This is a genomic window from Variovorax paradoxus, assembly GCF_030815975.1.
Taxonomy (GTDB): domain Bacteria; phylum Pseudomonadota; class Gammaproteobacteria; order Burkholderiales; family Burkholderiaceae_C; genus Variovorax; species Variovorax paradoxus_N.
Genome location: NZ_JAUSXL010000002.1, coordinates 277,752 through 304,362, shown reverse-complemented (window position 1 = coordinate 304,362; position 26,611 = coordinate 277,752). Strand labels below are relative to the sequence as shown.

The following is a 26,611-nucleotide window of genomic DNA, read 5'->3' as shown; positions in this document are numbered from 1 at the left end:
GGCCGCAGGCCGGGGGACATTCGCGGAGGGGAGTACCCGGTGTCCTGTGCACGCGCCCTGAACAACAGCGCCTTTTACTGTGCGGCAGCCAATCCGGCTACCGCTGCCCACTAGGCAGCAACAGATGCTTGGCCCCGATGTGCGCCTCCATCTCGTGCATGTGCGCCTCGGCATCGACCATGTGCTCGGCCATCAACCGTCGCACGGTGTCGGCGTCTTCACGGCGGTATGCGGCCAGCAACTGCGTGTGATAGTCGACATTGGCTTCGCCGAAGTGGTGATGGTCCAGCGCCTTCTTGTAGACCACGAGGTCGCGCAGCAGGTCGTTGAGGAAGCGGCACATGAATGAGAGCACCGGATTGGGGCAGGCCTCGGCCAACATGGTGTGAAACGCGAGCTCGGCCTCGCGCTGGGTGCGCAGCTCGTCCTCGTTGGTGGGCTCTATCGTGCAAAGGCGCACGTTGGCCTCGAGCCGCTCGAAATGCTCGGGCGTCAGCTTGCCGACCACGCTCACGGCCAGCTCGGGCTCCAGTACCTTGCGCAGCTGGTAGATGTGGTGCCCGTCCAGATGGTGAAAGTGCAGGAAGTTGCGCAGCGGCTCCGACGCATGGTCGACCGACACCTGCTGCAGGTAGGCCCCGCCGCCGGGGCCGGTGCGGATCGAGACCAGCCCGCGCACCTCCAGCGCCTTCAACGCCTCGCGCACCGTGCTCTTCGAATAGCCGAAGAGCTCGATCAGCTCCTTCTCGTTCGGCAGCCGGTCGCCGGGCTGCTTGCGCTCGGCCACGATCCAGCGCTTGACCTCCTCGACGATGACGTCGGAGAGCTTCTGCCGCTTGGCGCGGGTGTGCCCGAAGGTCATGGCGTCCTGCGTCGATTTCATTCGTAGAGGGTCATTTCGGGGGTGATGAGGGACTCTGAGCAGGTATCGGGCCCGGGCCTTCCCGGATTTTGGCACGGGCATTGCTAGCGGGTTTTTACCAGCATATTAATCCTATTTATCCGCTTAAATTCGTTGCCGACTTCAGGCAGCACCTTTCTCGTACCTCCCATCCACGTCCGGAGAATTCCATGCAACGCAGACACCTTCTTCAGCTCGCCGCCCTGTCGGCCGCTCCCGCTTCCCTGCTGGCCGGCCGCGCGGCCTTCGCCCAATCGGCCGATGCGATCCGCTTCGGCTGCCCGGTGCCGATGTCGGGCGCCTTTGCGGCCAACGGCAAGTTCGCCGACCTGGGCATGAAGCTGGCCATCGAGCAGTACGGCAGCGTGCTCAAGCGCCCGCTGGCCTACACGGTGCTCGACACCGAGGGCAAGCCGGCCACTGCCGTGCGCAAGGTGCAGGAAGCCTCGCAGCAGCAGGGCGCCAAGTTCTTTGCGGGCGGCATCCTGTCGTCGGAGGCGCTGGCCATGGGCAAGGAGGCCGAGAAGGCCGGCGGCATCTTCATCACCACCGCGGGTGCCGACGAGATCACGGGCAAGGACTGCAACCCCGCCACCTTCCGCTGGTCGGTGCCCACCTTCGGCGCCATCGAGCAGACGGTGCGCCCGCTGATCGCCTCCATGCCGAAGGCCAAGCGCTGGTACACCATCACGCCGCAGTACGTGTTCGGTGAAGGACTTTTGGGTGCGGCCAAGAACATCTTCCAGGAGAAGGGCATCGAGCACGTGGGCAACAGCTACCACTCGCTCAACGAGAAGGAGTTCAGCGGCTACCTCACCAACGCCATGGCGGCCAAGCCCGACGTGCTGCTGCTCTTGAACTTCGGCGCGCAGTCGTCGGCCGCGCTGCGCCAGGCGGTGAGTTTCGGCATGCACAAGAACATGACGATCCTCATTGCGTGGGCGTCGGGGCTGGAGCAGTTCGACGAGCTGGGCGCCGACCTGTGCGACGGCGTCTATTTCGGCGCGCAGTACTGGCACACGGCCGACACGGCGCTGAACAAGGACCTGGTGAAGCTCACGGCCGACAAGCTCAAGATCGTGCCCAACTACAGCCTCGCTGGCTCGTACATTTGCACCAAGATCCTCATCGATGGCATCGCGCGGGCGGGCACGGCGGACCAGAAGGCCGTGATCGCGGCGCTCGAAGGCATGAAGTACGAGGGGCTCACGGGCACGGAAGAAATCCGCAAGGCCGACCATCAGGTCATCAAGGACTACTACCTGCTCAAGGGCAAGGCCAAGTCGAAGATGAAGAACCCGGCCGACTATGTGGACGTGGTGAGTTCGGGCAAGTCCTTCCTTGCCGTAGACAAGACCGGCTGCAAGCTGGCCTGAGCACGCCAAGGACACCGACGCGCCCATGACCGTCTACCTGCTCCAGACCATCAACGGAATCGGCATCGGCATGCTGTATTTCCCTGCTGGCCGTTGGCTTGTCCATCGTGTTCGGCCTGCTGCGCTTCGTGAATTTTGCGCACGGGGCCTTCTATCTGCTGGGCGCCTACCTGTGCTTCCAGGCCATGCAGTGGGGGCTCGACTTCTGGGCCGCGCTGGTGCTGGTGCCGCTGTTCGTCGGCGCACTCGGCTGGCTGGCCGAGAAGCTGCTGCTGCGCCGCGTCTATGCCAAGGCGCACGAGTTCCACATTCTCGTGACCGTGGGGCTTGCGCTCGCGGTGCAGGAGATCGTCATCGTGTTCTGGGGGCCGCTCGGCAACAGCGTGGCTACGCCCGACCTGCTGCAGGGCGTGGTGATGTGGGGCAGCTTCATCTACCCCAAGTACCGGCTGTTCGTGATCGGCTTTACTGCCGTGCTCGCGGTGCTGCTGTGGTGGGTGCTCGAGGGCACGCGCCTGGGCAGCGCGGTGCGCGCGGGCAGCGAATCGACCGAGATGGTGTCGCTGCTCGGCATCAACGTGTTCCGCGTGTTCAGCCTGGTGTTCGCACTGGGGGCGGCCACCGCGGCGCTGGCCGGCGTGCTGGCGGCGCCGATCCGCGGGGCCGAGCCTTTCATGGGTGTGGAGGCACTCGGCGTGGCCTTCGTGGTGGTGGTGATCGGCGGGCTCGGCAGCTTCGGCGGTGCGCTGGTGGGCGGCTTGCTCATCGGCATCGTGCAAAGCCTCATGAGCACCATCTGGCCGCCGGGCGCGAGCCTGATGATCTACATCGCGATGGCGGCCGTGCTGCTGCTGCGCCCGCATGGCCTGCTCGGCCGCAGAGGATGAATATCGCCATGCCAAAAAAAATCACTTTCCTGCTGGCGCTGATCGTCACGCTGGCGCTGCCGCTGTGCATGCGCTCGGGCTCGCTCGCGAGCGAGGTGCTGATCTATGCGCTGGCCGCGCTGGGCTGCAACCTGCTGCTGGGCTACACGGGGCTGCTGTCGTTCGGGCAGGGCATCTTCTTCGGCCTGGGCAGCTACACCATCGCGATCCTGCTCACGCGGCTTTCGCTGCCGATGCCGCTCGCCTTGCTTGCGGCCATTGCCATGGGCGCCTTGGGCGCGGCGGTGGTCGGCTGGGTCGCGATTCGCCAGCGCGGCACCTACTTCGTGATGCTCACGCTGGCCTTCGCGCAGATGTTCTATTTTGTGGCGTACACGGCTTCGGGGCTCACGGGCGGCGACAACGGGCTGCTCGACGTGCCTCGCCCCGCGTTCATGGACACGCCCTGGAAGTACTACGGCTTCGTGGCTGTGATGTTCCTCGTCGCCTTCGGCCTACTGCTGCGCGTGACGGACTCCGTGTTCGGCCGCACGCTGCTTGCCATTCGCGACAACGAGGACCGCGCCGCCGCGGTGGGCTACGACCTCAAGCGCTTCAAGCTGCTGGCCTTCGTGATCTCGGGCGCCGTCACCGGTCTTGCGGGCGGCCTGCACGCCATGATGACCGGCATCGCGCCGCTGTCGAATGCTGAATACCACACGAGCGAGATGATCCTGGTCATCACCGTGATCGGCGGCACCGGCAACCTGTTTGCCTCGGTGCTGGGCTCGGCCTTCTATGTGCTGCTGGCCGACTGGCTCTCCACGCTGTGGCCGCGGTGGCTGCTGTTGCTGGGGCTATTGCTGATCGGCGTGAGCATCGGCATGCAGCGCGGCCTCTGGGGGCTTGGCGAGAGCGCATGGCGCCGGGTGTTCCGCAAGGCGCCGCCTTCGGCGCCGGTCGCGCCTGGCGTGGAGGGAGAAAAAGCATGACGCAACCCATCCTGATCGAAGCCATTGGCGTCACCAAGCACTACGGCAAGTTCGCCGCGCTCGGCGGGGTCGACCTGAAGATCAAGCGCAACACCGTGCATTCGGTGATCGGGCCCAACGGGGCCGGCAAGACCACGCTGTTCCACATGCTCACGGGCACCGGCACCACCACGGGCGGCCGCATATTGTTCGATGGCCACGACGTGACGCACGAGCCCGACCACAAGCGCGTGCAGCGCGGCATGGCGCGCTCGTTCCAGGTGACCAGCCTGTTCGCGAGCCTTTCGGTGCGCGAGAACCTGCGCGTGGCGGCGCAGGGCATCGCGCCGCGCCAGGCCATGAACTGCTGGCGCGCACCGGTCGGCGAACGCGCTTGCGCGGAAACCGTGGCCGAGGTGCTGGAGCGCGTGGGTCTGCAAAGGCTGGCCGGCGTGCCCGCGAGCGAGCTGTCGCACGGCCAGCAGCGCCGCCTCGAAGTGGGCATGGCGCTCGCCGCCAAGCCCAAGGCCATCTTCCTGGACGAACCCACCTCGGGCATGGGCATCGACGACCTCGACGACATGAAGCGGCTGATCCGCGGCCTGCGCGATGCGCACACCGTGGTGTTGATCGAGCACAACATGAACATCGTGATGGACATCTCCGACACCGTGACCGTGATGCAGCTGGGCCGCGTGCTCGCCGAGGGGCTGCCGGGCGACATCCGGGCCGATGCGCGCGTGCGCACGGCCTACCTGGGCAACATGATCACAGGCGGCAAGGCATGAGCGGAAAGAACATCCTCGAAGTCGAAGGCCTGCATGCCCACTACGGCAAGAGCCATGTGCTGCAGGGCGTCTCGATGACCGTGGGCGAGGCCGAACTGGTCACGCTGCTGGGCCGCAACGGCGCGGGCAAGTCGACCACGCTCAAGAGCATTGCCGGTGCGGTCGCGCCCACCGGCGGCCGCGTGCGCTTCCAGGGCGCGGACATCGCGGGCCTGCCGCCGCACCGCATTGCGACGCGCGGCGTGTGCCTGGTGCCCGAGCACCGCGGCGTCTTCAAGCTGCTGACGGTGGAAGAAAACCTGCTGCTCGGCCAGCGGCGCGATTCACCCTGGCAGCTGGACGACATCTACCGCATCTTCCCGCGCCTGAAGGAGCGGCGCCGCAACGGCGGCGGGCAACTGTCGGGCGGCGAGCAGCAGATGCTGGCCATCGGCCGCGCGCTCATGAACCATCCGCGGCTGCTGATTCTCGATGAGCCGGTCGAAGGCCTCGCACCGGTGATCGTGGAGGAGATCGTCGCCCAGCTGAAGCTCATCAAGGCGGCCGGCGTGGCCATCCTGCTGGTCGAGCAGAACCTCGAGGTCTGCGTGCAGCTGGCCGACCGCCACTACATCCTGGAGCAGGGGGTGATCGTGCACGAGGCCGGCAACGCCGCCTTCATGGCCGACCACAATGTGAAAGACCGCTACCTGGGCGTGGGCCTTGCTTGAGGCTTCGCGCATCCCTTCTTCTTTTTGCAAAGCCATGAACTCACCAACCCAACTCCGCATCAACGGCGAGCGCCTCTGGAACTCGCTGATGGAACTGGCGAAGCTCGGCGCCACCGAGAAGGGCGGCGTCTGCCGCATCGCGCTGACCGACCTCGACCGCCAGGGCCGCGATCTTTTCACCCGCTGGGCGCGCGAAGCCGGCTGCGAGGTGCGCGTCGACCGCATCGGCAACATCTTTGCGCGCCGCGCCGGGCGCGACAACACGCGGCCGCCCGTGGTCACCGGCAGCCACATCGACACCCAGCCCACGGGCGGCAAGTTCGACGGCAACTACGGTGTGCTCGCGGGGCTGGAAGTGATCCGCGTGCTCAACGATGCGAAGATCGTCACCGAGGCGCCGCTCGAGGTGGCCGTGTGGACCAACGAGGAGGGTTCGCGCTTCGTGCCCGTCATGATGGGCTCGGGCGTGTTCGCCGATGCCTTCACGCTCGAGCATGCCCTCGCGCAGCGCGACAACGACGGCATCAGCGTGGCCGAGGCGCTGGCTTCCATCGGCTATGCGGGCAGCGCGCCGGCTTCGGTCACGGCGTCGCCCGTGGGTGCTTATTTCGAGGCGCATATCGAGCAGGGGCCGGTGCTCGAGGCCAATGAGCGCGTGATCGGCGTGGTCGAGGGTGCGCTCGGCCAGCGCTGGTACGACGTGGTGCTGCAGGGCATGGAAGCGCATGCCGGTCCCACGCCCATGGCGCTGCGCAAGGACGCGCTGCTCGCGGCCTCCGAACTGGTGATCGAGGTCAACCGCGTCGCGCTGGCCCATGCGCCGCATGCGCGCGGCACGGTCGGCTGGATCGGCAACTATCCGAATTCGCGCAACGTGATCCCCGGCCGCGTGAAGCTCAGCGTCGACCTGCGCGCGGCCGACGACGTGGTGCTGTCGGCCATGGACGCCGAACTCAAGGAGGCGGTGCAGCGCATCGCCACCAAGGGCAAGGTCGAGGCCACGGTGGAGCAGGTCGTCTATTTTCCTCCGCAGCCCTTCACGCCCACGCTGGTGTCGGCCATTCGAGAGGCCGCACAGGCGCAGGGCATGACCTGGATGAACGTGATCAGCGGCGCCGGTCACGACGCCGTGTACCTCGCGCGCGTGTGCCCCACGGCGATGATCTTCGTGCCCTGCCTTGACGGCATCAGCCACAACGAGATCGAGGACGCGCAGCCCGGCCACCTCGAGGCCGGCTGCAATGTGCTGCTGCAGGCGATGCTGCAAAGCGCGGGAGTCGCGTCGTCATGAAGGTGCTGATTGCGCGGCTCAACCACGAGACCAACACCTTCTCGCCGGTGCCCACGCCGCTCGCGGCCTTCGGCCCTGACGGCCCCACGTTCGGCGCGCAGGCCTACACGGACAACAAGGGCATGCGCACCGCGATGTCGGCCTTCATCGACCTGGCCGAGCAGGCCGGCGCAACGCTGGTCACGCCGGTGTCGGCCTCGGCCAATCCGAGCGGGCCTGTGGATGCAGAGGCCTACACCACGCTCACGCAGTGCATCGTCGATGCGGCGCCTGGCTGCGACGCGATCCTGCTCGACCTGCACGGCGCCATGGTGGCGCAGAACAGCGCCGATGGTGAGGGTGACCTGCTGCTGCGGCTGCGCGCCGCGGCGCCCGGCGTGCCCATTGGCGTGGCGCTCGACCTGCATGCCAACGTGACGCCTGCGATGGTCGGCAATGCGGACGTGATCGTCGGCTTCAAGACCTATCCGCACATCGACATGTACGAGACGGGCGAGCATGCCGGCCGCCTGCTGTTCGACCTGCTCGCGGGGCGCAGCAGGCCCGCGATGCGCTGGCACCCGCTGCCGCTGATGGCGCACACGCTGCGCAGCGCCTCGTTCACCGGCGCGATGCAGCGGGCCATCGAGGCGGCGCGCGCGGCCGAAGCATCGGGATCGCTCGCAGTGTCGATCTTTGCCGGCTTCTCGCTGTCGGACATCGAGGCGCCCTGCATGAGCGTGGTGGTGGTCGATGCAGAAGCGCCCGAGCGCGCGCAGGCCACGGCCGACCGGATCGCTGCGCAGATGTGGGACGAGCGCGAGGCCTTCGTCTATCGCAGCGAACCGCTGGCCGAATCGATTGCGCGCGCCAAGGCCATCGCCGACGGCGCCACGCGCCCGGTGCTGCTGCTCGACCATGGCGACAACTGCATGTCGGGTGGCAGCTGCGACACCATGGACGTGCTGCAGGAAGCACTGGCGCAGGGGCTCGACGGCATCGGCGTCGGTCCGCTGTGCGATCCGGAGGCGGTGGCCGCGCTGATCGCGGCGGGCGAGGGCGCAGAGGTGACCGTCGCGCTCGGCAACAAGGTGTCGCTGGCAGGCATCGGGCTGTCGAAGAAGCCCGTCACGCTGACCGGCACGGTGCGCACCATCGGCAACGGCGAATACATGATCACCGGCCCCACCTACACCGGCCAGCGCAGCAGCATGGGCCGCACGGTGCTGTTCGACATTGGCGCGGCGCGCATCGTGGTGACCGAGCGCACGCAGGAGCCCTGGGACATCGGCGTCTTCGAATGCGCGGGGCTCGATCCGCGCAAGGAACGCTTCCTGCTGCTCAAGTCGCGCATGTACTGCCGGCCGGTGTTCGAGCCGCTCTCGGCCGCATTGGTGGAGTGCGACAGCCCGGGCGTGACCAGTTCGGACTACAGCCTGTTCCCGTTCAGCAAAGTTCGCCGGCCGGTCTTTCCGCTCGACGTGATCTGACCCAGGTCGTTTTACCTATGCAATGAATTGCATAGGTAATTCGAGGTACCCCCCGATACTGCGGCGCTTCCACCCATGAAGCCCACCGCGTGAACACCTTTGCACAGAGCGCCGTCGCGGCCTGGGAGCTGCTCGTGTCCGGCGATCCGGTGCTGCTGGCCATCGTCGGGCGTTCGCTCGCGGTCAGCGCCAGCGCCTGCGTGCTGGCCTGCGGGCTGGGCCTGCTGCTGGGGGCCTGGCTGGGCGTGGCGCGCTTTCGCGGCCGCGCCGGCTTGCTGACGCTGCTGAACACCCTGCTGGCGCTGCCGTCGGTGGTGGTCGGGCTGGTGGTCTACCTGCTGCTGTCGCGCTCGGGCCCGCTCGGCTTCCTGGGCTGGCTGTTTTCTTTCAAGGCCATGGTGCTGGCGCAGACGGTGCTGGTGCTGCCGGTGGTGACGGCGCTCACGCGCCAGGCCATCGAGGATGCCGAGCGCGCGCATGGCGAGCAACTGCGCTCGCTCGGCGCCGGGCCGCTGGTGCGCGCGCTGCTCCTGGTGTGGGACGAGCGCTACGCGCTGCTCACGGTGCTGATCGCCGCATTCGGCCGCGCGGTCTCGGAAGTGGGTGCGGTGATGGTGGTGGGCGGCAACATCGACGGCTTCACGCGCGTGATGACCACCGCCATCGCGCTCGAAACCAGCAAGGGCGACTTGCCGCTGGCACTGGCCCTGGGCATCGTGCTGCTGGGCGTGGTGCTGGTGCTGAACCTCGCGATTGCCGCGGTCCGGGGCTGGCGCGAGCGGGCCGACGGCGGCGGCGGCGCAGGCGGCGGCACGGCGGCATGGTGGCGGCCGGAGGCGCGCTCGTGAACGAGCACGCGCAGCTCGCGAGCGTGGACGCCACCGTCTTCGCGCTCTATGGCGTCGACGTTCGCCTGGGGCGCGTGGCGGCGCTGCAGGGCGCGACCCTGACCATCGCGGCGGGCGAGCGCGTGGCCCTCATCGGCGCCAATGGCAGCGGCAAGACCACGCTGCTGCGGCTGCTGCACGGCCTGGTGCCGCATGCGGCGGGGAGCTTCACCAGCGCCGCGCCGCGCCGGCAGCAGGCCATGCTGTTCCAGCGCCCGCACATGCTGCGCGCCTCAGTGGTGGTCAACGTGGCGCTGGCGCTGTGGCTGCGCGGCATGCGCTGGCGCGATGCCTGCCGCGCCGCCCTTCCGGCGCTGGCGCGCGTGGGCCTGGAGGACCTGGCCGAGCGCAACGCCCGCGCCCTCTCGGGCGGCCAGCAGCAGCGCGTGGCGCTGGCGCGCGCCTGGGCACTGCATCCGGCGGTGCTGCTGCTCGACGAGCCCACGGCCAGTCTCGACCCGACCGCCAAGCGCGAGGTCGAGACGCTCATTGCCGAAGCCGCCGCCGGCCGCACGCTGGTGTTCGCGAGCCACAACCTCGGGCAGGTCAAGCGGCTCGCGAGCCGCGTGGTCTACCTCGAGCACGGCCGCGTGCTGGCCGATCTGCCGGTGCACGATTTCTTTCATGGGCCCCTGCCGGAAGAGGCCCGCCTGTTCGTCAAGGGAGAGTTGGCATGAATCTGTTCTTCAAGCAGCACCGCGCAAGCGCGGGCGTCCGCGCCTCGCTGGCCGTTGCCGTTTTCCTGCTGGCCGCGGGGGCCGCGCACGCCGAGACCATCACCATGGCCTCGACCACGTCCACCGAGCAGTCGGGCCTGTTCTCGCACCTGCTGCCGGCTTTCAAGAAGGCCAGCGACATCGACGTCAAGGTGGTGGCGGTGGGCACCGGCCAGGCCATCGACATGGCCAAGCGCGGCGATGCCGACGTGCTGTTCGTGCACGACACCGCGGCCGAGGAGAAGTTCGTGGCCGAAGGCTTCAGCGCCAGGCGCTACCCGGTGATGTACAACGACTTCGTGCTGGTGGGGCCACAGGCCGACCCGGTGGCCGCGAAGGGCGGCGACATCGTCGCCGCGCTCAGTAAGATCGCGGCCGCCAATGCGCCTTTCGTGTCGCGCGGCGACAAGAGCGGCACCGACGCGGCCGAGCGCCGCCTCTGGACGCAGACCGGCGTGGCCGCGGCGGGGCAGCCGGTGCCCAACGAGCGCAAGGGCGCGGGCTACAAGGAGTGCGGCTGCGGCATGGGGCCGGCGCTGAACATCGCGGCTTCGTCCGGCGCCTATGTGCTGGCCGACCGCGGCACCTGGCTCAGCTTCAAGAACCGCGCGGGCCTGGCGGTGCTGGTCGAGGGCGACAAGCGGCTGTTCAATCAATATGGCGTGATGGTCGTGAGCCCGGCGAAATTCCCCTCGCTCAACAGCAAAGGCGCGCAGAAGTTCGTCGACTGGGTGATCTCGCCGGCCGGACAGCAGACCATTGCGGCCTACAAGATCGGCGGCGAGCAGCTGTTCTTTCCCAACGCGCTGTCGAATTGACCGGCGCGTGCGGCTGCGCATCGCTGCATGACCTGCGAGGTCATCGACGCCGCGCGCACCCGGCGCGACCATTCCTTCACCCCGCGATGTTGCGGGTCGAACCCTCGAAAGGAATCGTCATCATGAACACCGCCGCACACGACGCCGCCGCCATTGCCCAACGCTACATCGCCGTCTGGAACGAAACCGATGCCGCGCGCCGCGCCGAGTTGATCGCAGCCGCCTGGACCGCCGATGCGCACTACGCCGATCCGCTGGCGCAGGCCAGCGGCCGTGAGCAGATCGGCGCATTGATCAGTGCCGTGCACCAGCGCTATCCGGGTTTCCGCTTCAACCTGTTCGGCAAGCCCGAGGCGCATGGCGACAACCTGCGCTTTTCGTGGACCCTGGGGCCGAGCGGCGCCGAAGACCTGATCCAGGGCACCGACTTCGCCCGGCTCGACGCCGGCAAGCTGCAGTCGGTCACCGGTTTCCTCGACAAGGTGCCTGTAGGCGCGTGAGTAGGCTCGCCCCCAGTCTTCGCGCACTTCGTGTCGCTTCGCCAACCCCCTACCGGGGGCAACACCAGCGGCCCGGCAAAGCCGGTTCCGCGGTGTTTCTGGCAAAGGCAGTCAGCCTGGAGTATCAGTTGAAGCACGGCCGCGCCACAGCTTGCGGTAGACCGTGGCGCGGCTGATGCCGAGGGTGCGCGCGGCTTCGGCCACGTTGCCGCGGGCGTCGGTCACGGCCTTGCGGATCAGGGCGGCTTCCACGTCGCGCAGCCGCGGCCGGGCTTCGGGCAGCGCGCCCGGCGAGCCCTTGCCGCCGCGCTGGGGCCGGACCTGCACGCGCAGCCCCGACCAGAGCGGCACCTCGAGCACGGCGTCGCCGCGCCGGGCCGCATCGAACAGCATCGCGAGCGGCAGCGCGAACAGGTCGTTGCACTGCGGCGCATGGCTGCGCGCCAGCGGCTGGTGCAGCATCTGCCGCGCAGCGGCATTGGCGCCCGATACGGTGCCGCCGGCATCGATGCACAGCAGCCCCTCGGTGGCTTCGCCGCCCGGGCAGCCCGGCCACGAGAGATGCAGCCGCAACTCGCAGGGCTCGTTCATCACCAGCACGTTCTCGATGCTGCGCGCCGAAAGCGTGGCCAGGTGCCGCAGCTCCGGCCGCTCCAGCGCCTGCACGCCGGTCAGGTCGAGCATGCCGATGCAGTTGCCCTGGGGGCCGAAGAGCGGCGCCCCGGCGCAGCTGTAGACGCTGGTGTCCTCGAAGAAATGTTCACCGCGGTGCAGCCACACCGATTCCTGCTCGGCCAGCGCGGTGCTGATGGCGCTGGTGCCGACCGCGCGCTCCGACAGGTCGACGCCCACGCGGGCGATGTTGCGGGCATAGCGGCTGGCGGTGTCGGTGCCGTCGGGCAGCGGACCCACGTCGACCACGATGCCGTCGGCATCGGTCAGGACGGCGAAATAGCGCGTGTCGACAATGGCGCGGGACAGCCGCTCGATCACCGGCCGGGCCGCCGAGACCAGCGCCCGGTTGCGCTCGGCCACGTCGCGCACGGCCGACTTGGCCACGGGCTCGAAGGTGATCCGCTGCTGCGGCTGGCATCCCGCTTCCATGCAGCGCTCCCAGGAACGCAGGATCCACGGCTCGACACGCGCGCTGCCCCGCGAGCGGGAGGCTTCGCCATGGATCAGCTCCCGGCGCGCCTGCGCAATGGCGACGGAACGTTCGGGCGGGGGCGCAACGATGGAGGCGGACATCGGATCGGGTGGCTCGGGTGGGGCGTCTTTTTTCTGAACTTGCCGGGCCGCAAGTTGTTTCATTTTGAGAATTTCGTACGCGCTGCGCAAGCGGCGAGGGTTTTGCCTAGGATAGTGCACCGGGCCGGCATCCAAGATGCCTTTCGCTGAACCAGCCATCACCTTCAACGGAGACAGCCAAATGCAGGTAGCTTTCACGGTCAACGGCCGACCGGCCACGGTTGACGCGCCCCCCAATACCTTCCTGGTGCACGCCATCCGCGAGCATCTCCATCTGACCGGCACCCATGTCGGCTGCGACACCGCCCAGTGCGGCGCATGCACCGTCCACATGAACGGGCGCGCGGTGAAGTCGTGCAACATCCTGGTCGGGCAGGCGGCCGGTGCGCAAATCACCACCATCGAGGGCGTCGCCCAGCCCGACGGCACCATGCACCCCATGCAGGCGGCCTTCAAGGAATGCCATGGCCTGCAGTGCGGTTTCTGCACCCCGGGCATGGTCATGAGCGCCATCGACCTGTGCACCCACCATCCCAAGTCGAGCGAGTCCGAAATCCGCGAACTGCTCGACGGCAACCTGTGCCGCTGCACGGGCTACCAGAACATCGTCAAGGCCGTGCAGATGGGCGGCGAGGCCATGGCCTCGGGCACCCCGGTCAAGACCACCGTCGCGGCATGAAGGGAGCAACATCATGGGTGCCTCCGACTTCTCGAACCTGCCCCACATCGGCGAGGCGCTTCGGCGCAAGGAAGACTATCGCTTCCTGACCGGCGCGGGCAACTACACCGATGACATCACGCTGGCCAACCAGAGCCATGCGGTCTTCGTGCGCTCGCCGCACGCCCACGCCGTCGTCAAGTCGGTCGACACCGCCGAGGCGCTCAAGATGCCCGGCGTGGTCGGCATCTTCAGCGGCAAGGACATCGAGGGCAAGATGGGGGGCCTGCCTTGCGGCTGGCTCATCAACAACCCCGACGGCACCCCCATGAAGGAGCCGATGCACCCGATCCTCGCGATCAACAAGGTGCGCTACGTGGGCGACCATGTGGCCATGGTGGTGGCCGAGACGGTCGAGCAGGCCAAGAACGCGGCCGAGGCCGTGGTGGTCGACTACGACGTGCTGCCCGCGCTCGTGAGCGTGGCCGATGCGGCAAAGAAGGCCAGCGGCGTCACCTTGCACGACGAAGCGCCCGACAACCAGTGCTACAAGTGGGCGCTGGGCGACAAGGCCGCCGTCGATGCGGTGTTCACCAACGCCGCGCACGTGACCAAGCTCGACCTCGTCAACAACCGGCTGGTGCCCAACCCCATCGAGCCGCGCGTGGCCATCGGCAGCTACAGCCGCGGCACCGACGACTACACACTCTATGTGTCCAACCAGAACCCGCACGTCGAGCGCCTCTTGATGACGGCCTTTGTGCTGGGGCTGCCCGAGCACAAGGTGCGCGTGATCGCGCCCGACGTGGGCGGCGGCTTCGGCTCCAAGATTTTTCTCTATGCCGAAGACGTGTGCCTGACCTGGGCCGCCAAGCAGCTCAACCGCAACATCAAGTGGACGGCGGAGCGCTCGGAGTGCTTCCTGTCCGATGCGCACGGCCGCGACCATGTGAGCCATGCCGAGATGGCATTGGACAGTCAAGGCAAGTTCCTCGCGATGCGGGTGCACACCGACGCCAACCTCGGCGCCTACCTGTCGACCTTCTCGACCGCGGTGCCGACCATCCTCTATGCCACGCTGCTCGCGGGCCAGTACACCACGCCGCAGATCTACGTCGAGGTCGATGCCTGGTTCACCAACACCGCGCCGGTCGATGCCTACCGCGGCGCGGGCCGGCCCGAGGCCACCTACCTGCTCGAGCGGCTGGTGTCGCGCTGCGCCTGGGAAATGAACCTGGGCCAGGACGAGATCCGCAAGCGCAACTTCATCACCACCTTTCCCTACCAGACGCCAGTGGCGCTGCAGTACGACACGGGCGATTTCCACGCATGCATGGACAAGTCGCGTGTGCTGGCCGATGTCGATGGCTACGCGCAGCGCAAGTCGGCCAGCGAGGCCGCGGGCAAGCTGCGCGGCATGGGCTACTCGAGCTACATCGAGGCCTGCGGCATTGCGCCGTCGAACATCGCGGGGGCGCTCGGTGCGCGGGCCGGCCTGTTCGAGTGCGGCGAGATCCGCGTGCACCCGACCGGCAGCGTGACCGTGTTCACCGGTTCGCACAGCCATGGACAGGGGCACGAAACCACCTTTGCGCAGGTGGTGGCGGCGCGCCTGGGCATTCCGGTCGACAACGTCGACGTGGTCCATGGCGACACCGGCCGCGTGCCCTTCGGCATGGGCACCTACGGCTCGCGCTCCATTTCGGTGGGCGGTGCGGCCATCATGAAGGCGCTCGACAAGATCGAGACCAAGGCCAAGAAGATCGCCGCGCATTTGATGGAGGCGAGCGACGCCGACATCGAGTTTGCCAACGGCGAGTTCACGGTCAAGGGCACCGACAAGAAGATCCCGTTCGGCCAGGTGGCGCTCACGGCCTACGTGCCGCACAACTACCCGCTCGACAAGCTCGAGCCCGGCCTGAACGAAACCGCCTTCTACGATCCGACCAACTTCACCTTCCCGGGCGGTACCTACATCTGCGAGGTCGAGATCGACAAGCAGACCGGCGAGGTCCGCGTGGACCGCTTCACTGCGGTGGACGACTTCGGCACCATCATCAACCCGATGATCGTCGAGGGCCAGGTGCACGGCGGGCTGGTGCAGGGAATCGGCCAGGCGCTGCTCGAGAACTGCGTCTACGACAACGAGAGCGGCCAGTTGCTCACAGGCAGCTTCATGGACTACGCCATGCCCAGAGCCGCCGACTTTCCGCAGTTCAATCTCGACACCGTGTGCACCCCGTGCACGCACAACCCGCTGGGCACCAAGGGCTGCGGCGAAGCGGGAGCCATCGGCTCGCCGCCGGCCGTGATCAATGCCGTGCTCGACGCACTGGCGCCGCTGGGCGTCAAGGACCTCGACATGCCCGCATCGTCCAGCCGCGTCTGGGAAGCGATGCAAAAAGGCAGCGGGAGTGCGGCGCGAGTTTCGCAGCCGCAGGAGCCCTCGCTCTCCGCAAGCACCCAAGGCCGCCCGGCCCCCTGAACATAGAAGGAATCACAAACCATGTACGCCTTCACACTCGAACGGCCGGCCACCGTGGCCGATGCGGCCAAACTCGTTGCCGCCGGCGCCAAGCCGCTGGCCGGTGGCCAGACGCTGCTCGCCTCCATGAAGCTCAGGCTGTCGGCGCCCGAGCAGCTCGTCGACCTGGGCGGCATCAAGGAGCTCACCGGCATCAGGAAAGACGGCAGCACGATCACCATCGGTGCGATGTCGCGCCACCTCGACGTGCAGAACAACGCCGACGTGAAAGCCGCCTTCCCGGCGCTGGCCGACCTGGCCGGGCGCATCGGCGACCGGCAGGTGCGCGCGATGGGCACCATCGGCGGCTCGGTGGCCAACAACGATCCGGCAGCCTGCTATCCCAGCGCAGTGCTGGGTGCGGATGCAACGGTCATCACTTCCAAGCGCGAGATCGCTGCGGACGATTTCTTCCTCGGCCTCTTCACCACGGCGCTGGAAGAAGACGAGCTGATCACCGCCATCCGCTTTCCGATTCCGAAGCGCGCCGTGTACGAGAAGCTGCGCCAGAAGGCCTCTAACTTTCCGCTGGTCGGCGTGTTCCTTGCGCAGTTCGACAGCGGCGTGCGCGTGGCCATCACCGGCGCGGGCAACGGCGTGTTCCGCCACGCGGGGCTCGAAGATGCGCTCAACAAGAGCTTCACTGCGGCAGCCGCCGCGGCCGTGAAGATCGACGCGAGCGAGCTCAACAGCGACCTGCATGCCTCGGCGGCTTACCGCGCCAACCTGATCAGCGTGCTGACGCAGCGGGCTGTCACCAAGGCCCTGGGCTGAACGGGCCAGCGCCGCCACCGCTCGCAGGCCGGAAGGCGCGACACCCCCGCGTCTTCCGCTACGCTTCGCCATGATCTTTCCGACCATTGATTCCCTCTCCGAAGGCTTGATGCAGGCCGGCTACTTTGCCGACCGCCGGCTGGCCACGGCCGTGTTCCTCGCGCTCAGGCTGCAGCGCCCGCTGCTGCTCGAGGGCGAGCCCGGTGTCGGCAAGACCGAACTGGCCAAGGCGCTGTCGACCGCGCTCAACCGCGAGCTGCTGCGCCTGCAGTGCTACGACGGACTGGAGCAGCGCGAGGCGCTCTACGAATGGAACTACGCCGCGCAGCTCTTGCACATGCGCGCTGCCGAAGCGACAGGCGCGGCGCGCGACGTCGAAGCCGAGGTCTACCAGCCGCACTACCTGATCCGCCGTCCGCTGCTGCAGGCCCTGCAGACGCCCGCGCCGGGCGCCGTGCTGCTGATCGACGAAGTGGACCGCGCCGACGAGCCCTTCGAGGCCTTCCTGCTCGAATACCTGGGCGAGTACCAGGTCAGCATTCCCGAGCTCGGCACTGTGCGCGCCGTGGTGCCGCCGGTCACCATCCTCACGAGCAACCGCACGCGCGAGCTCAACGACGCGGTCAAGCGGCGCTGCCTCTACCACTGGCTCGACTATCCGGAACGCGAACGCGAACTTGCCATCGTGCGGGCCCAGGTGCCGCAGGCCGGCGAGAAGCTCTCGGCCCAGGTGGCGGCCTTCGTTGCGCGGCTGCGCGATGCCCCCTTCGTCAATGCCTTCCAGCGCGCGCCCGGCATCGCCGAGAGCGTCGAGTGGGCGAGAGCGCTGATTGCGCTCGACACGGTCGAGCTCGACCCCGAAGTGGTGGTCGACACCGCCGGCATCCTGTTCAAGCAGCGCGACGACGTGGCGGCGCTCACGCGCGAGCTGGCATCCGATCTGCTGAAACCCGAGGAGCCGGTCGCGCCCTGAGCGCGGCCGAAGCTCCGGGCCTCCCACATGGCCGGCATCCAGCAACTCGGCGACGTACGCAGCGGCAAGCTGGCCGGCAACATCACGGCCTTCGGCCGCGCCCTGCGCCGCGCCGGCGTTCGCACCGATGCCATGCGCATTGCGCTGGCGGCCGAAGCAGCCACGCTGGTCGGCGTGGAAAGCAGGCTCGACCTGGGCGCCGCGATGGAAGCCGTCATGGTGAGCCGCGAGCAGGACCGCATGGTGTTCCGCGAGCTCTTCGATGCCTGGTTCCGCGACCCCGAGCTGGCCAACAAGCTGATCGCGCAGATGCTGCCGAGCGCCGAAGGCAAGGCCGAGCCCTCGAAGCGGCGCCCGCGCGTGCGCGAGGCCCTCACGGCGCCGCGCGATCCGGCCAGGCCGGCCACGGCCGCCAAGCCCGACAAGGAGGTCGAGTTCGATGCCGCCATGACATCGAGCGACCGGCAGCGCCTGCAGCATGCCGACTTCAATGCGCTGGGCGCGTCCGAGTACCAATTGGTGGAACGGCTCGCGCGCGACATCAGCTTGCCGATTCCTTCGGTGCCGTCGCGCCGGCTGCGCGCGGCCAACGATGCCGGCCGGCAGCATGCGCGCATGCATTGGCCCGGCGTGCTGCACGAGGCTGCGCGCACCGGCGGCGAATTGCTGCGCCTGCCGCGGCTGGCCCGGCGCGAGCAGCCGTTGCCGCTGCTGGTGCTGGTCGACGTGTCGGGCTCGATGGAACGCTATGCGCGGCTGCTGCTGGCTTTCCTGCACGCCTCCACGCGGCGGGCCGGGCGGCGCGACGTGTTCGCCTTCGGCACTCGCCTGACCGATCTCACGCCGGCCTTCCGGCTGGCCGACACCGATGCCATGCTGGGTGCAGCCAGCATGGCCATCGACGATTTCGCGGGCGGCACGCGGCTCGGCAGTTCGCTCGCCGAACTCCGCCACCGCCACGCCCGCCGCCTGACCGGCCGCCGCACGCTGGTGCTGGTGATCAGCGACGGGCTCGACACCGGCGAGCCGGCGCTGCTCGAAAGCGAGCTGCTCTGGCTCAAGCGCCACTCGCGCCGCCTGCTGTGGCTCAACCCGCTGCTGCGCTTCGAGGGCTACGCCCCTTTGGCGCGTGGGGCCGGCGTGCTGCACCGGCATGCGGACGCGATGCTGGCGGTCCACAATCTCAGTGCCCTCGAACAACTCGCGAGCAGCCTCGCCGCCCTGATGCGGTCCGGCCGCTAGGGACCTCACAGAAGCCAAAAAGGAAAAACCACCATGGAAATGCTCGGCAACCGCCGCCTCGGCGTCACCCAACAACAGGCCTGGGAAGCGCTCAACGATCCCGCGACGCTCAAGAAGTGCATTCCCGGCTGCGACAAGTTCGAGCTCACGGGCGACAACCAGTACAGCGTGGCGCTCGCGGTCAAGATCGGTCCGGTGTCGGCCAAGTTCAGCGGCAAGGTCGCGCTGTCCGACATCGTGGCGCCCGATGGCTACAAGCTCAGCTTCGAAGGGCAGGGCGGCGTCGCGGGTTTTGCCAAGGGCTCGTCCAGCGTGACGCTCCGGCCGCTGGACGGCGCCGCCGAAGCCGCGCCGGCACCGGCTGGCTGCGAGCTCGACTACACCGTGCAGGCGCAGGTCGGCGGCAAGATCGCCCAGCTGGGCCAGCGGCTCATCGACGGCGCCGCCAAGTCGACCGCCGACGACTTCTTCAAGCGCTTCGAGGCCGAGATGCAGAGCCGCTACGGCCCCCCGCCCGCCGCCGCGCCGGAAGCTGCCGAGCCGCCCGCCGAAAAGGCTGGCGTGATGTCCGGCCTCATGAAGAAGATCGGCCTCGGCAAGAAGGACGACAAGGACGCGTCGGCCGCACCGGGCGACGCCAGCAGCTAGGAACAACGGATCACGCGATGGAAAATCTCGACGTCATGGTGCTGCGCACGCTGCGCGACTGGCGCCGCGCCGGCAAGCGCGCGCTGCTCACGACCGTGGTGCGCACCTGGGGCTCCTCGCCGCGGCCGGTCGGCTCGATCATGGCGCTGGCCGACGACGGCGCGGTGGTGGGCTCGGTCTCCGGCGGCTGCATCGAGGACGACCTGATCGCGCGCTACAGCCATGCGCACGGCAACGGCGAAGAGGTGCCCGTGGGCGCGCCGCCCGTGCTTGTGAAGTACGGCATCACGGCCGACGAGGCGCACCGCTTCGGGCTGCCCTGCGGCGGCACGCTGGAGCTGCTGCTCGAATACGACCCCGACGCAGCCTCGCTCGACACGCTGGTGGCCCAGCTCGAGCAGGGCAGGCTCATGCAGCGCACCGTCGCGCTTTCGACCGGCGCCGTGCGGCTGGCCGAAGCCACTGCGCCCGACGAGCTCAAGGTGAACGACACCGAGCTCACCAACACCTTCGGCCCCGAATACCGCATGCTGCTGATCGGCGCCGGCCAGCTGGCCGAGTACCTCGCGACCATGGCCAAGTTCAGCGGCTTTGCCGTGACGCTGTGCGATCCGCGCGCCGAATACCGCACCGCATGGTCGCTGTCCGGCGTGGAGATCACGACCGAGATGCCCGACGACGCCGTGCTGGCCTTCAAGCCCGACCGCCGCAGCTGCGTGGTGGCGCTCACGCACGATCCCAAGCTCGACGACCTCGCGCTGCTCGAAGCGCTGCAGAGCGATGCCTTCTACGTGGGCGCCATCGGCTCGCGCCGCAATGCCGAGGCGCGGCGCGGCCGCATGATCGAGCACTTCGGCCAGACGGCCGAATCGCTTGCGCGGCTGCGCGGCCCCATCGGCATCTATATCGGCAGCAAGACGCCGCCCGAGATCGCGGTGAGCGTGATGGCGGAAATCCTTGCGGTGAAGAACGCGGTGACGCTGCCACGCGAAATGGAAGTGGCGCGCGCCAAGGGCATGCAGCAGCTCGCGATGAGCTGACGAAGCGCCGGCTTCATTCAGTTCGACCGGGCCGCCGGCGGCACGTCGCCGCCTTTTTGCCGTTCACGGAAGAGCGCCGCACGCATCAGGAAGATGGTGGTGATGGGCGCCGTGAGCGCAATGAACAGGACGATCAGCACGGCGTGCAGGAAGAGGCTGAAGCCCTGCACCGAGAAGTAGACGATGGTGGCAATCGTCATGCACCACACGCCCACCGTGGCGCCGAGCGTTGGCGCATGGATGCGGCGGAAGAAGGTGGGCAGCCGCACGAGGCCGAAGGATCCGATGGCGGCAAAGGCTGCGCCGAGCACCGCGAACGCGGCGGTGACGATTTCCGCCCACAGCGGCAGCGGCCCCACGATGAAATCCGTCATTCAATGACCTCCCCACGCAACAGGAACTTGGCCATCGCCGTCGACCCGACAAAGCCGAACAGCGCCGTCAGCATCGCGGCTTCGAAGTACACGTTGCTCGCATAGACGATGCCCAGCACCAGCATCATCAGCATGCCGTTGACGTAGAGGCAGTCCAGCGCCATCACGCGGTCCTGCGCGCTCGGGCCCACCAGCAGCCGGGCCAGCGCGCAGAGCATGGCCACCGCCAACAGCAGCAGCGCCAGTTTCAAGGCCCAGAAAAGAACAGGCGTCATGATTCGAAGATCTCCATCAAGGGGTGCTCGTAGCGCTGCTTGATCAGCGCGATGAAAGCGGCTTCGTCGTCGACGTCGAACACATGGATCAGCAGCGTGCTGCTGTCGAACGCGATCTCGCCCCATGCGGTGCCGGGCGTGAGGCACATGATCATGGCCAGCACCGCGAGCCCGTTGGGGTCGCGCAGCTCCAGCGGCACGGTGATGAATTTCGAGGCGATGCGCGAGGTGCGGCGCGTCAGCAGCCGCCGTGCCACGAAGAGCGCCGATACCAGCATGTCGGCCGAGGCCCGGCCCGCGAGCCGCAGCGCGACTCCGGGCTTGCGCATGCGCACGGTGGCTGGCCGCAAGCCCTTGGTGAGCAGCGGAACCGCAATGGCCAGCACTGCGGCCGACAGCAGCGTGGCAGCCTCGAGCGACTGGTTGAGCAGCAGCCACACGGCAAACAGCGCCAGCGAAAGCGGCGGCGAAGGCATCCAGCGCTTCATGGTGCCGGGCCTTTCCCAGGGGCCGCAGGGTTGGGGACCTGCCGCGCGCCCATCACGGCGTCGCGGTAGGCGGTGGGCGTGCGCAGCCCTTCGGCGGTGGTGATGGCGTGGTGCATGACGGGGCCGGCCCAGACGGTCAGCGCCACGCTGGCCGCGAGCAGGCCGGCCACCGGCAGCACTTCGAGCGCGGGCAGGGCGGGCATGGTGGGATGCGGCTGGGTCCAGAAGTGGCGCATGCCGGTGCGGCTCAGCGCAATCAGCGCCAGCAGGCCCGAGGCGATCAGCAGCGCCAGGAAAATCCATGCGGAGGTCGACGTGCCGCCGGTGGAAAAGGCGCCCGAAAGCATCGCGAACTTGCCCACGAAGCCCGACAGCGGCGGCAGGCCCGCGAGCAGCAGGGTGCAGCCGATGAAGCTCAGCCCCAGGAAGGCCACGCCGGCGGGAATCGCGCGGCCGTAGAGCGCCTGTGCTTCGTCGTCGAGGTTCACGTCGTCGAGCACGCGCAGGTCTTCCGCGAGGAACGGCGCATTGCCCGCCTTTTCATGTGGTGCGACGCTCATGCCGGCGTTGCGCCAGCGCTCGATCATGTCGGTCAGCAGGAAGAAGGCGCTCACTGCCAGCGTCGAACTCAGCAGGTAGTAGAGCGCGCCGGCCCACACGGCCGGCTCCCCGAGCCCGATGGCCGCGAGCAGCGTGCCCGCCGACACCAGCACGCTGAAGCCCGCGAGGTTGGAGAGCCGCTGCGTGCCCACGATGCCGATGGCACCCGCGAACAATGTCGCGAGCCCGATCGCGGTGAGCGCCGATTGCCCGAACGCGGCCGAGGCGCCGGCGTCCGGTGCGAAGAGCAGCGTCCACAGCCGCAGCAGCGTGTAGATGCCGAGCTTGGTCAGCAGCGCGAACACGGCGCCCACGGGCGACACCGCCGCGCTGTAGGCCGGCACCAGCCAGAAGTTGAGCGGCCAGGCGCCGGCCTTGGCGAAGAATGCGGTCGCGAGAATGGCGGCCGCCGCATGCACCAGGCCGCGGTCGGCCGGCGCGAGCTGTGCGATGCGCAGGCCGAGGTCCGCCATGTTGAGCGTGCCGGTCGCGCCGTAGAGCAGGGCCGCGCCGATCAGGAAGAGCGACGAGGCGGCCAGGTTGATGGCGATGTAGTGCAGCCCGGCCTGCACCCGCAGCCGGCCCGAGCCGTGCAGCAGCAGGCCGTAGGAGGCCGCGAGCATCACCTCGAAGAAGACGAACAGGTTGAACAGGTCGCCCGTCAGGAAGGCGCCGTTCAGGCCCATGAGCTGCAGCTGCAGCAGCGGATGAAAATGCACGCCGGCGCGGTCCCAGCGCGAGGTGGAATAGATCGAGGCCGCAAAGGCGACCACGCCCGTGAGCGCCACCATCATGGTCGACAGCCGGTCGGCCACCAGCACGATGCCGAACGGTGCCTGCCAATTGCCCGGCAGGTAGACGCCGACCGATCCCGGCCCGTCGCCGGTCTCTGGCGCATTCACCCAGCGCAGCAGCGCGAGCGCCGCCAGCAGGCCCACCAGCCCCGAGACCACGCTCAGCGCCGACTTGGTGCGGCGCCGGCGTTCGCCCAGCAGCAGCATCAGCGCGGCCGTGAGCAGGGGCACGAGGATCGGCACCGCCACGAGGTGCGGCATGCTGAACTCGAGCAGCTGGTCGAGCAGATGAACCACCGCGGTCATTCCGCCGCCTCCTGCCGCTCTTCGCCGTCCACGTGGTCGGTGCCGGTGAGGCCGCGCGAGGCCAGCAGCACCACGAGGAACAGCGCCGTCATCGCAAAGCCGATCACGATCGCCGTCAGCACCAGCGCCTGCGGCATCGGGTCGGCGGTATTGGCCAGCGTGGCGGTGATGCCCTTGACCAGCACGGGTTCGCTGTCGAGCTTGAGCCGCCCCATGCTGAAGATGAACAGGTTGACCGCGTACGAGATGAGCGTGAGCCCCATGATCACCTGGAAGGTGCGGGGGCGCAGCAGCAGGTACACCCCCGAGCCGGTGAGTACGCCGATGGCCAGCGCGAGCACGATTTCCATCAGTGCGCTCCCTCCGGCGTTGCGCTGGCGGCCGCAGCAGCGGCCTCGGCCTCGGCCTCCTTCTCGCGCTGCTCGTCGGCCCAGCGGTGGCTGCGTACCGACTGGTGGGCCAGCGCGGTAAGGATCAGCATGGTCGCGCCCAGCACCAGCGCGAACACGCCGATGTCGAAGAAAAGGGCGCTCGGCACATGCAGTTCGCCCAACACCGGAAGGTGCAGGTGCGCGGTGTGCGTGGTCATGAACGGGTAGCCGAACACCACCGCGCCGCTGCCCGTGGCCAGCGCGAGCAGCAGGCCGCCAGCGATCCAGCGGCGCGGATAGATGCGCAGATGCTCTTCCACCCATTCGGTGCCCGAGACGATGAACTGCAGCAGCAGCGCCACCGACATCACCAGCCCCGCGACAAAGCCGCCGCCGGGCGCGTTGTGTCCGCGCATGAAGAAATACACCGACACCAGCACCGCGAGCGGCAGCAGCAGCCGCACCAGCACGGCCGGCACCATCAGGTAGCCCACGGCCGTGTCCTTGGCCAGCCGCGGGTTCAGCAGGTCGCTGCTTCCGTCGTCGGCCTGCGCGCGCTGCTGCACCGGCAGGGCCATCGACTCGCGCGCCGGCCGGAAGCGGCGCAGCAAGGCATAGACCGTGAGCGCCACCACGCCGAGCACCGTGATCTCGCCGAAGGTGTCGAAAGCGCGGAAGTCGACCAGCATCACGTTGACCACGTTGGTGCCGCCGCCCTCGCTGAGCGCGTGTTCGAGAAAGAAGGGCGAGATGCTCTGCGGAAACGGGCGCGTCATCATCAGCCACGCCAGCGCCGACATGCCGCTGCCCGCGGCAACAGCCACCAGCAGGTCGCGCCCGCGCCGGCCCCAGGGGCGCAGCCTCGCGCGTGCTGGCTGGACCACGTCCTTGCTGCGCATCGGCAGCCAGCGCAGGCCCAGGAGAATCAGCATGGTGGTCACGGCTTCGACCACGAGCTGCGTCAGCGCCAGGTCGGGCGCCGAGAACCAGATGTAGGTCACGCAGCACACCAGCCCGGCACCCGAGGCCAGCATCAGCGCGGCCAGGCGATGGAACTTGGCTTGCCACGCCGCTGCCAGCGCGCAGACGCCGCCGATGAGCCAGGTCATGGCGAACATCGCAGAGAAGGGCAGCAGTTCGCGGCCGCCGCGGGCGGCAGGTGCCGTCCAGAGCGATGCCGCGGCGCCCGCCGCCGCCACCGCGATCAGCAGCAGCAACTGCGTCTGCATGCGCCGGGTGCCCAGCACGCGGCGGCTGCGCCGGCCGGCCTCGCTGAGCTGCGCGAGCAGGTGTTCGAAGATGGCCTGGCCGTCGAAGCGGTGCAGCAGCGGCGTGTGTTCGAGCCTGCCCTCTGCGCGGCGGCGCCGCTGCGACAGGTAGAGCACCATGCCGCCGGCCAGCGCCACGAAGCTCATCGCCAGCGGCAGGTTGAAGCCATGCCACACGGCCAGGCTGTATTCCGGCAGCACGCCGCCGACCACCGGCGTGGCGGCAGCCGCCAGCAGCGCGCCGATCGACCAGGCCGGTGCCACGCCCACCACCAGGCAGACCAGCACCAGCAGTTCGACCGGCACGCGCATCCAGTGCGGCGGCTCGTGCGGCTGCCTCGGCACCTCGGGCCCGCAGGGCGGACCGAAGAACACATCGAACACGAAGCGCGCCGAATAGGCCACGCTGAAGATGCCCGCGACGGTGGCAATGACCGGAAGGCTCAGGTTGATCCACGGCGACGCCTGAATGAACACCGTCTCGGCGAAGAACATCTCCTTCGAGAGAAAGCCGTTGAGCAGCGGCACGCCGGCCATCGAAGCGCTCGCGATGATCGCCAGCGCGCCCGTGATCGGCATCAGCCGCAGCAGGCCGCTGAGCTTGCGGATGTCGCGCGTGCCGCTCTCGTGGTCGATGATGCCGGCCGCCATGAAGAGCGACGCCTTGAAGGTCGCGTGATTGATGATGTGGAACACGGCCGCCACCGCCGCCAGCGGGCTGTTCAGGCCGAGCAGCAGCGTGATGAGCCCGAGGTGCGAGATGGTCGAGTAGGCCAGCAGTGCCTTCAGGTCGCGCTGGAACATGGCCACGAAGCCGCCGAGCAGCAGCGTGATCGCGCCCGCGCCGCCCACCAGCCAGAACCACTGCTCGGTGCCCGACAGCACCGGCCACAGCCGCGCCATCAGGAACACGCCGAGCTTCACCATGGTGGCCGAATGCAGGTAGGCCGAGACCGGCGTGGGCGCCGCCATGGCGCGCGGCAGCCAGAAGTGGAACGGGAACTGCGCGCTCTTGGTGAAGGCGCCGAGCAGTATCAGCACCAGCGCCACGGGATAGAGCGCATGCGCGCGGATCGCGTCGCCCGAGGCGAGCACCAGGTCGAGCTCGTAGCTGCCCGCGATGCGGCCCAGCACCAGCACGCCCCCCAGCAGGCAGAGCCCGCCGGCACCGGTCACGGTGAGCGCCATGCGTGCGCCGCGCCGCGCGTCCCGGCGGTGATGCCAGTAGCCGATCAGCAGGAACGAGAACAGGCTGGTGAGCTCCCAGAACAGCACCAGCTGGATGAGGTTGCCCGAGAGCACCACGCCCGTCATCGCGCCCATGAACGCGAGAAAGAAAGAGAAGAAGCGCGGCACCGGATCGGAGGCCGACATGTAGTAGCGCGCATAGAGCACCACCAGCGCGCCGATGCCGAGCACCAGCATGCAGAACAGCCACGCAAAACCGTCCATGCGGAACACGAGGTTGAGCCCGAGCTCCGGCAGCCACGCGATCTCCTGGCGCAGCACGTTGCCGCGTGCGATCTGGGGAAAGAACCATGCGGTCTGCACCGCGCAGCCCAGCGCGACGAGTCCCGCCAGCGTCGACTCCCGGTTGCGCGCGTTCGACGGCATCAACGCGGCGAGCACGCTGGCAATGAAGGGGAGTGCGACGAGAAAGACCAGGGGCATTGCGGTCGATTCTATCGACCGGCCCCTTATAAAATTCTCCTGGAAACCCGTGAAGATCGACGGC

At 68.3% G+C, this 26,611-nt stretch carries 25 protein-coding genes and 1 pseudogene; 18 read left to right on the top strand and 8 right to left on the bottom strand.

Annotated features, from left to right (window positions below; genetic code table 11):
- Positions 1-97: 97 nt before the first annotated feature.
- Positions 98-883, bottom strand: a complete 786-nt coding sequence (locus QFZ47_RS05210; protein ID WP_307654635.1) for a FadR/GntR family transcriptional regulator — start codon at positions 881-883, stop codon at positions 98-100.
- A gap of 188 nt (positions 884-1,071) precedes the next feature.
- On the opposite strand from QFZ47_RS05210, the gene QFZ47_RS05205 reads away from it, so the two are divergent.
- From QFZ47_RS05205 to QFZ47_RS05155, 11 genes and pseudogenes are all read left to right on the top strand, one after another.
- On the top strand, positions 1,072-2,277 hold the full coding sequence (locus QFZ47_RS05205) for an ABC transporter substrate-binding protein (protein WP_307654634.1): 1,206 nt from the start codon (positions 1,072-1,074) through the stop codon (positions 2,275-2,277).
- A 25-nt stretch (positions 2,278-2,302) separates the two neighbouring features.
- Positions 2,303-3,164: pseudogene (locus QFZ47_RS05200) on the top strand (branched-chain amino acid ABC transporter permease).
- Positions 3,165-3,172: 8 nt separating this feature from the next.
- A complete protein-coding gene (locus tag QFZ47_RS05195; protein ID WP_307654633.1) occupies positions 3,173-4,135 on the top strand; it encodes a branched-chain amino acid ABC transporter permease in 963 nt (320 codons plus the stop codon).
- The gene (locus QFZ47_RS05190; RefSeq protein WP_307654632.1) at positions 4,132-4,902 is read left to right on the top strand and encodes an ABC transporter ATP-binding protein; all 771 of its coding nucleotides are present in this window, start codon (positions 4,132-4,134) and stop codon (positions 4,900-4,902) included. Before QFZ47_RS05195 ends, QFZ47_RS05190 begins: the two co-directional genes overlap by 4 nt.
- Positions 4,899-5,612, top strand: coding sequence for an ABC transporter ATP-binding protein (locus QFZ47_RS05185; RefSeq protein ID WP_307654631.1), 714 nt, complete (start codon positions 4,899-4,901; stop codon positions 5,610-5,612). Before QFZ47_RS05190 ends, QFZ47_RS05185 begins: the two co-directional genes overlap by 4 nt.
- Positions 5,613-5,646: 34 nt before the next feature.
- Positions 5,647-6,903, top strand: a complete 1,257-nt coding sequence (locus QFZ47_RS05180; RefSeq protein ID WP_307654630.1) for a Zn-dependent hydrolase — start codon at positions 5,647-5,649, stop codon at positions 6,901-6,903.
- Positions 6,900-8,372 (top strand): M81 family metallopeptidase, encoded by a 1,473-nt coding sequence (locus QFZ47_RS05175; RefSeq protein ID WP_307654629.1) that lies wholly within the window; start codon positions 6,900-6,902, stop codon positions 8,370-8,372. The genes QFZ47_RS05180 and QFZ47_RS05175 overlap by 4 nt, the downstream gene beginning before the upstream one ends.
- A gap of 89 nt (positions 8,373-8,461) precedes the next feature.
- Positions 8,462-9,220 (top strand): ABC transporter permease, encoded by a 759-nt coding sequence (locus QFZ47_RS05170; protein ID WP_307654628.1) that lies wholly within the window; start codon positions 8,462-8,464, stop codon positions 9,218-9,220.
- Complete coding sequence (locus QFZ47_RS05165) at positions 9,193-9,936, top strand: ABC transporter ATP-binding protein (protein ID WP_370880565.1); 744 nt, start codon at positions 9,193-9,195, stop codon at positions 9,934-9,936. Before QFZ47_RS05170 ends, QFZ47_RS05165 begins: the two co-directional genes overlap by 28 nt.
- Positions 9,933-10,793, top strand: coding sequence for an ABC transporter substrate-binding protein (locus QFZ47_RS05160; protein WP_307654626.1), 861 nt, complete (start codon positions 9,933-9,935; stop codon positions 10,791-10,793). Before QFZ47_RS05165 ends, QFZ47_RS05160 begins: the two co-directional genes overlap by 4 nt.
- 122 nt (positions 10,794-10,915) lie before the next feature.
- Positions 10,916-11,293, top strand: coding sequence for a nuclear transport factor 2 family protein (locus tag QFZ47_RS05155; protein WP_307654625.1), 378 nt, complete (start codon positions 10,916-10,918; stop codon positions 11,291-11,293).
- Positions 11,294-11,404: 111 nt separating this feature from the next.
- Here the strand turns inward: QFZ47_RS05155 and QFZ47_RS05150 are convergent, their stop codons facing one another.
- The gene (locus QFZ47_RS05150; RefSeq protein WP_307654624.1) at positions 11,405-12,541 is read right to left on the bottom strand and encodes a helix-turn-helix domain-containing protein; all 1,137 of its coding nucleotides are present in this window, start codon (positions 12,539-12,541) and stop codon (positions 11,405-11,407) included.
- 181 nt (positions 12,542-12,722) lie between these two features.
- Here QFZ47_RS05150 and QFZ47_RS05145 point away from each other — a divergent pair, with 181 nt between their 5' ends.
- From QFZ47_RS05145 to QFZ47_RS05115, 7 genes are all read left to right on the top strand, one after another.
- Complete coding sequence (locus QFZ47_RS05145; protein WP_307654623.1) at positions 12,723-13,220, top strand: (2Fe-2S)-binding protein; 498 nt, start codon at positions 12,723-12,725, stop codon at positions 13,218-13,220.
- A gap of 13 nt (positions 13,221-13,233) precedes the next feature.
- Complete coding sequence (locus QFZ47_RS05140) at positions 13,234-15,684, top strand: xanthine dehydrogenase family protein molybdopterin-binding subunit (RefSeq protein WP_307654622.1); 2,451 nt, start codon at positions 13,234-13,236, stop codon at positions 15,682-15,684.
- A 21-nt stretch (positions 15,685-15,705) separates the two neighbouring features.
- Positions 15,706-16,497 carry an FAD binding domain-containing protein gene (locus tag QFZ47_RS05135; protein WP_307654621.1) on the top strand — a complete coding sequence of 264 codons (792 nt, stop codon included), beginning with the start codon at positions 15,706-15,708 and terminating at the stop codon, positions 16,495-16,497.
- A 70-nt stretch (positions 16,498-16,567) separates the two neighbouring features.
- Positions 16,568-17,470: an AAA family ATPase gene (locus QFZ47_RS05130; protein ID WP_124956910.1), complete on the top strand. Its 903-nt coding sequence runs from the start codon at positions 16,568-16,570 to the stop codon at positions 17,468-17,470.
- A 27-nt stretch (positions 17,471-17,497) separates the two neighbouring features.
- Positions 17,498-18,712, top strand: a complete 1,215-nt coding sequence (locus QFZ47_RS05125; protein ID WP_307654620.1) for a vWA domain-containing protein — start codon at positions 17,498-17,500, stop codon at positions 18,710-18,712.
- A gap of 33 nt (positions 18,713-18,745) precedes the next feature.
- Positions 18,746-19,360 carry an SRPBCC family protein gene (locus tag QFZ47_RS05120; RefSeq protein ID WP_307654619.1) on the top strand — a complete coding sequence of 205 codons (615 nt, stop codon included), beginning with the start codon at positions 18,746-18,748 and terminating at the stop codon, positions 19,358-19,360.
- A gap of 17 nt (positions 19,361-19,377) precedes the next feature.
- The gene (locus QFZ47_RS05115; protein ID WP_307654618.1) at positions 19,378-20,400 is read left to right on the top strand and encodes an XdhC family protein; all 1,023 of its coding nucleotides are present in this window, start codon (positions 19,378-19,380) and stop codon (positions 20,398-20,400) included.
- Positions 20,401-20,417: 17 nt separating this feature from the next.
- On the opposite strand, the gene mnhG is transcribed toward QFZ47_RS05115, so the two are convergent.
- Genes mnhG through QFZ47_RS05085 form a run of 6 tightly spaced genes read right to left on the bottom strand, consistent with a single transcriptional unit; the run spans position 20,418 to position 26,547 of the window.
- Positions 20,418-20,774, bottom strand: coding sequence for a monovalent cation/H(+) antiporter subunit G (gene mnhG, locus QFZ47_RS05110; RefSeq protein WP_307654617.1), 357 nt, complete (start codon positions 20,772-20,774; stop codon positions 20,418-20,420).
- Positions 20,771-21,049 carry a K+/H+ antiporter subunit F gene (locus QFZ47_RS05105; protein WP_307654616.1) on the bottom strand — a complete coding sequence of 93 codons (279 nt, stop codon included), beginning with the start codon at positions 21,047-21,049 and terminating at the stop codon, positions 20,771-20,773. The genes mnhG and QFZ47_RS05105 overlap by 4 nt, the downstream gene beginning before the upstream one ends.
- Positions 21,046-21,537, bottom strand: a complete 492-nt coding sequence (locus tag QFZ47_RS05100; protein WP_307654615.1) for a Na+/H+ antiporter subunit E — start codon at positions 21,535-21,537, stop codon at positions 21,046-21,048. Before QFZ47_RS05100 ends, QFZ47_RS05105 begins: the two co-directional genes overlap by 4 nt.
- Entirely contained in the window at positions 21,534-23,237 is a 1,704-nt protein-coding gene (locus QFZ47_RS05095) for a monovalent cation/H+ antiporter subunit D (RefSeq protein WP_307654614.1), read from the bottom strand. Before QFZ47_RS05095 ends, QFZ47_RS05100 begins: the two co-directional genes overlap by 4 nt.
- Positions 23,234-23,587: a Na+/H+ antiporter subunit C gene (locus QFZ47_RS05090; RefSeq protein WP_307654613.1), complete on the bottom strand. Its 354-nt coding sequence runs from the start codon at positions 23,585-23,587 to the stop codon at positions 23,234-23,236. Before QFZ47_RS05090 ends, QFZ47_RS05095 begins: the two co-directional genes overlap by 4 nt.
- Positions 23,587-26,547 carry a monovalent cation/H+ antiporter subunit A gene (locus tag QFZ47_RS05085; RefSeq protein ID WP_307654612.1) on the bottom strand — a complete coding sequence of 987 codons (2,961 nt, stop codon included), beginning with the start codon at positions 26,545-26,547 and terminating at the stop codon, positions 23,587-23,589. Before QFZ47_RS05085 ends, QFZ47_RS05090 begins: the two co-directional genes overlap by 1 nt.
- Positions 26,548-26,611 lie beyond the last annotated feature (64 nt).

Excerpts from the sequence above, each read along its gene's own strand:
- QFZ47_RS05210 (WP_307654635.1), bottom strand. The coding sequence starts at position 883 with ATGAAATCGACGCAGGACGCCATGACCTTCGGGCACACCCGCGCCAAG.
- QFZ47_RS05205 (WP_307654634.1), top strand. The coding sequence starts at position 1,072 with ATGCAACGCAGACACCTTCTTCAGCTCGCCGCCCTGTCGGCCGCTCCC.
- QFZ47_RS05195 (WP_307654633.1), top strand. The coding sequence starts at position 3,173 with ATGCCAAAAAAAATCACTTTCCTGCTGGCGCTGATCGTCACGCTGGCG.
- QFZ47_RS05190 (WP_307654632.1), top strand. The coding sequence starts at position 4,132 with ATGACGCAACCCATCCTGATCGAAGCCATTGGCGTCACCAAGCACTAC.
- QFZ47_RS05185 (WP_307654631.1), top strand. The coding sequence starts at position 4,899 with ATGAGCGGAAAGAACATCCTCGAAGTCGAAGGCCTGCATGCCCACTAC.
- QFZ47_RS05180 (WP_307654630.1), top strand. The coding sequence starts at position 5,647 with ATGAACTCACCAACCCAACTCCGCATCAACGGCGAGCGCCTCTGGAAC.
- QFZ47_RS05175 (WP_307654629.1), top strand. The coding sequence starts at position 6,900 with ATGAAGGTGCTGATTGCGCGGCTCAACCACGAGACCAACACCTTCTCG.
- QFZ47_RS05165 (WP_370880565.1), top strand. The coding sequence starts at position 9,193 with ATGGTGGCGGCCGGAGGCGCGCTCGTGAACGAGCACGCGCAGCTCGCG.
- QFZ47_RS05160 (WP_307654626.1), top strand. The coding sequence starts at position 9,933 with ATGAATCTGTTCTTCAAGCAGCACCGCGCAAGCGCGGGCGTCCGCGCC.
- QFZ47_RS05155 (WP_307654625.1), top strand. The coding sequence starts at position 10,916 with ATGAACACCGCCGCACACGACGCCGCCGCCATTGCCCAACGCTACATC.
- QFZ47_RS05150 (WP_307654624.1), bottom strand. The coding sequence starts at position 12,541 with ATGTCCGCCTCCATCGTTGCGCCCCCGCCCGAACGTTCCGTCGCCATT.
- QFZ47_RS05145 (WP_307654623.1), top strand. The coding sequence starts at position 12,723 with ATGCAGGTAGCTTTCACGGTCAACGGCCGACCGGCCACGGTTGACGCG.
- QFZ47_RS05140 (WP_307654622.1), top strand. The coding sequence starts at position 13,234 with ATGGGTGCCTCCGACTTCTCGAACCTGCCCCACATCGGCGAGGCGCTT.
- QFZ47_RS05135 (WP_307654621.1), top strand. The coding sequence starts at position 15,706 with ATGTACGCCTTCACACTCGAACGGCCGGCCACCGTGGCCGATGCGGCC.
- QFZ47_RS05130 (WP_124956910.1), top strand. The coding sequence starts at position 16,568 with ATGATCTTTCCGACCATTGATTCCCTCTCCGAAGGCTTGATGCAGGCC.
- QFZ47_RS05125 (WP_307654620.1), top strand. The coding sequence starts at position 17,498 with ATGGCCGGCATCCAGCAACTCGGCGACGTACGCAGCGGCAAGCTGGCC.
- QFZ47_RS05120 (WP_307654619.1), top strand. The coding sequence starts at position 18,746 with ATGGAAATGCTCGGCAACCGCCGCCTCGGCGTCACCCAACAACAGGCC.
- QFZ47_RS05115 (WP_307654618.1), top strand. The coding sequence starts at position 19,378 with ATGGAAAATCTCGACGTCATGGTGCTGCGCACGCTGCGCGACTGGCGC.
- mnhG (WP_307654617.1), bottom strand. The coding sequence starts at position 20,774 with ATGACGGATTTCATCGTGGGGCCGCTGCCGCTGTGGGCGGAAATCGTC.
- QFZ47_RS05105 (WP_307654616.1), bottom strand. The coding sequence starts at position 21,049 with ATGACGCCTGTTCTTTTCTGGGCCTTGAAACTGGCGCTGCTGCTGTTG.
- QFZ47_RS05100 (WP_307654615.1), bottom strand. The coding sequence starts at position 21,537 with ATGAAGCGCTGGATGCCTTCGCCGCCGCTTTCGCTGGCGCTGTTTGCC.
- QFZ47_RS05095 (WP_307654614.1), bottom strand. The coding sequence starts at position 23,237 with ATGACCGCGGTGGTTCATCTGCTCGACCAGCTGCTCGAGTTCAGCATG.
- QFZ47_RS05090 (WP_307654613.1), bottom strand. The coding sequence starts at position 23,587 with ATGGAAATCGTGCTCGCGCTGGCCATCGGCGTACTCACCGGCTCGGGG.
- QFZ47_RS05085 (WP_307654612.1), bottom strand. The coding sequence starts at position 26,547 with ATGCCCCTGGTCTTTCTCGTCGCACTCCCCTTCATTGCCAGCGTGCTC.